Source organism: Escherichia sp. AM3, from assembly GCF_032029835.1.
Classification (GTDB): Bacteria; Pseudomonadota; Gammaproteobacteria; order Enterobacterales; family Enterobacteriaceae; genus Escherichia; species Escherichia coli.
In genome coordinates this window covers 1-2763 of sequence record NZ_JAVUPQ010000184.1, presented here as the reverse complement: position 1 = coordinate 2763, position 2763 = coordinate 1, and the positions used below count along the sequence as shown (strand labels likewise).

The window sequence follows — 2763 nt, the reverse complement described above, 5'->3', positions numbered from 1 at the left end:
CGGTACAGGTATCGGTATCGGGCTGTTTCTGCTGCTGATTGCTGCTAACGGTGTGGGTATGGTTATCAAAAACCCGATTGAAGGCTTGCCAGTGGCGCTCGGTGCGTTTACCTCCTTCCCGGTGATGATGAGCTTGCTGGGGCTGGCGGTCATCTTCGGCCTGGAGAAGTGTCGCGTACCCGGCGGGATCTTGTTGGTGATTATTGCAATTTCGATCATCGGCTTAATCTTTGACCCAGCGGTGAAATACCACGGTCTGGTGGCGATGCCAAGCCTGACTGGCGAAGATGGTAAGTCTCTGATTTTCAGCCTCGATATTATGGGTGCACTCCAGCCAACTGTACTTCCGAGTGTACTGGCATGGGTGATGACCGCAGTGTTCGACGCTACTGGCACCATCCGTGCCGTCGCCGGTCAGGCGAATTTGTTGGATAAAGACAACCAGATCATCAACGGCGGCAAAGCCCTGACCAGTGACTCAGTAAGTTCAATATTCTCCGGCCTGGTGGGCGCAGCGCCCGCAGCGGTTTATATCGAATCAGCGGCAGGAACCGCCGCCGGGGGTAAAACAGGTTTAACCGCAACCGTAGTGGGGGCGTTATTCCTGTTAATTCTGTTTTTATCACCGCTGTCATTTTTGATCCCTGGTTACGCCACTGCACCCGCTCTGATGTACGTAGGTTTGCTGATGTTAAGTAACGTCTCGAAGCTGGATTTCAATGATTTTATTGACGCTATGGCTGGCCTGGTGTGTGCCGTGTTCATCGTTCTGACTTGTAATATCGTTACCGGTATTATGCTGGGCTTTGTGACACTGGTCGTAGGCCGCGTCTTTGCACGCGAATGGCAAAAGCTGAATATTGGTACGGTGATCATTACTGCCGCACTGGTCGCATTTTACGCGGGTGGTTGGGCAATCTAATAGATTCTCCGCGCCTTTCAGCGCGGAGATTTCTTTCAGAGAGGATTCTCACCGCTGGCAACAATACGCTGCTGGCGGACTCGCCTGAGTTCTCTTTCAGTAAGCAACTGCAGCGCCTGTGTTGGGCAAGATTCAACGCAGGCTGGCCCCTCTTCCCGCTGTTCACAGAGATCGCATTTCACAATTTGTTGTCGGGTATCCCCCGGCAACGACTGAATGGTGATCATTCCAAACGGGCACGCACTGACGCAACTCTGACAGCCAATACAACGGGCAGAATTGGTCTGCACCACCTGCTCGCCCATCGTCAGCGCCCCCACGGGGCAAGCGCCAACACAAGGGGCGTTTTCACACTGATGGCACATCACCGGCGCACTGATGCTGTCCAGTCGCTGTACCTTCAGCCGGGGTAAAAAGACATCGGCATTCAACTCCTGTTCTGAAGGGTGAGCGACCACACAGGCTACTTCACAAGTACGGCAGCCAATACAGTCAGCCGGATTAACGATAATTAACGATTTCATCACGATGCCTTCGTATCAAACAGAGTTAACATATCGCGCGCCGCCTGCCTTCCTGCGGCCATTGCAGTGACAACCAGATCCGCGCCATGAACTGCATCACCACCAGCAAAGACTTTTTTCAGATGCGTCTGGGTAGGTAAATACCCGACGTCACCGGTTTGAATCAGGCCCCATTTATCGAGTTTAATTCCGCTGCCCTGCAACCACGGCATGGCATGCGCCTGGAAACCAAAGGCCATAATCAGAACATCGGCGGGCAATTCAAACTCTGAACCCGCTACCGGACGAGGACGACGGCGACCATCCGGCCCCGGCTCACCCATGGCGGTACGAATCAGGCCCACCGCAGTTAAACGCCCATCTTCGTCACAAGCGATATATTGCGGTTGAACATTGAACTGAAACTCGACACCTTCCTCGCGCGCATTAACCACCTCTTTGCGCGAGCCCGGCATACTGACTTCATCACGACGATACGCGCAGGTCACGCTGGCGGCATTGAGGCGGATGGAAGTCCGCAAACAATCCATTGTCGTATCGCCACCGCCCAATACCACGACTCGCTTACCTTCCACGTCCGTCAGCGGATACTCTTCAGACTCCGGCAATCCCATGAGCTGGCGGGTATGGGCAGTCAGGAACGGTAGAGCCTGAATGACACCGGGCGCATCTTCATGCGGCAGATCTGCTCGCATCATCCCGTAAGTCCCCACGCCGATGAAAACTGCATCATATTCAGAAGTTAAATCGCTAAAGGTAATATCGCGGCCAATTTCACAGTTAAGATGAAAGTCGATTCCCATTGCGGTGAATATCTCTCGCCGCTGGCTTAATACCGTTTTATCGAGTTTGAAAGGAGGAATGCCAAAAGTCAGCATACCGCCAATTTCTGGATGGCGATCAAAGACATCGACCTGAACTCCTGCGCGCGCCAGAATATCAGCACACCCTCCCCCGGTAGGCCCAGCGCCAATCACCGCCACTTTTTCGCTACGGGGAACAACTTTGCTGACATCGGGACGCCAGCCCATCGCCAGCGCGGTATCGGTGATGTAGCGTTCCAGATTACCGATAGAGACTGCGCCCGAGTGATCTTTCAAAGTACATGCGCCTTCACAAAGACGGTCCTGTGGACATACCCTGCCGCAAATTTCTGGTAAGGAACTGGTCTGGTGGCAAAGTTCTGCCGCTTCAATAATCTTTCCTTCCTGTACCAGACGGATGTAATCCGGAATAGCGTTATGCAGCGGGCAATGCCAGTTGCAGTTAGCTTTTTCGGCACAATAAACACAGCGGTCACTCTCATAAGTCGCTTGT

3 protein-coding genes are annotated in these 2763 nt (G+C 53.4%); 1 reads left to right on the top strand and 2 read right to left on the bottom strand.

Translation table 11 applies throughout. The features are described 5' to 3' along the window. Positions 1-922 (top strand): guanine/hypoxanthine transporter GhxQ (ghxQ, locus tag RTW80_RS23715; protein ID WP_312720491.1); only part of this gene is annotated, 922 nt, incomplete at its 5' end. A 35-nt stretch (positions 923-957) separates the two neighbouring features. On the opposite strand, the gene RTW80_RS23710 is transcribed toward ghxQ, so the two are convergent. Together RTW80_RS23710 and RTW80_RS23705 are read right to left on the bottom strand one after the other, a co-directional pair. Further along, positions 958-1446, bottom strand: a complete 489-nt coding sequence (locus RTW80_RS23710) for a 4Fe-4S dicluster domain-containing protein (RefSeq protein ID WP_000838428.1) — start codon at positions 1444-1446, stop codon at positions 958-960. Continuing rightward, positions 1446-2763 (bottom strand): FAD-dependent oxidoreductase (locus tag RTW80_RS23705; RefSeq protein WP_312720488.1); only part of this gene is annotated, 1318 nt, incomplete at its 5' end. The genes RTW80_RS23710 and RTW80_RS23705, both read right to left, overlap by 1 nt.

Excerpts from the sequence above, each read along its gene's own strand:
- RTW80_RS23710 (WP_000838428.1), bottom strand. The coding sequence starts at position 1,446 with ATGAAATCGTTAATTATCGTTAATCCGGCTGACTGTATTGGCTGCCGT.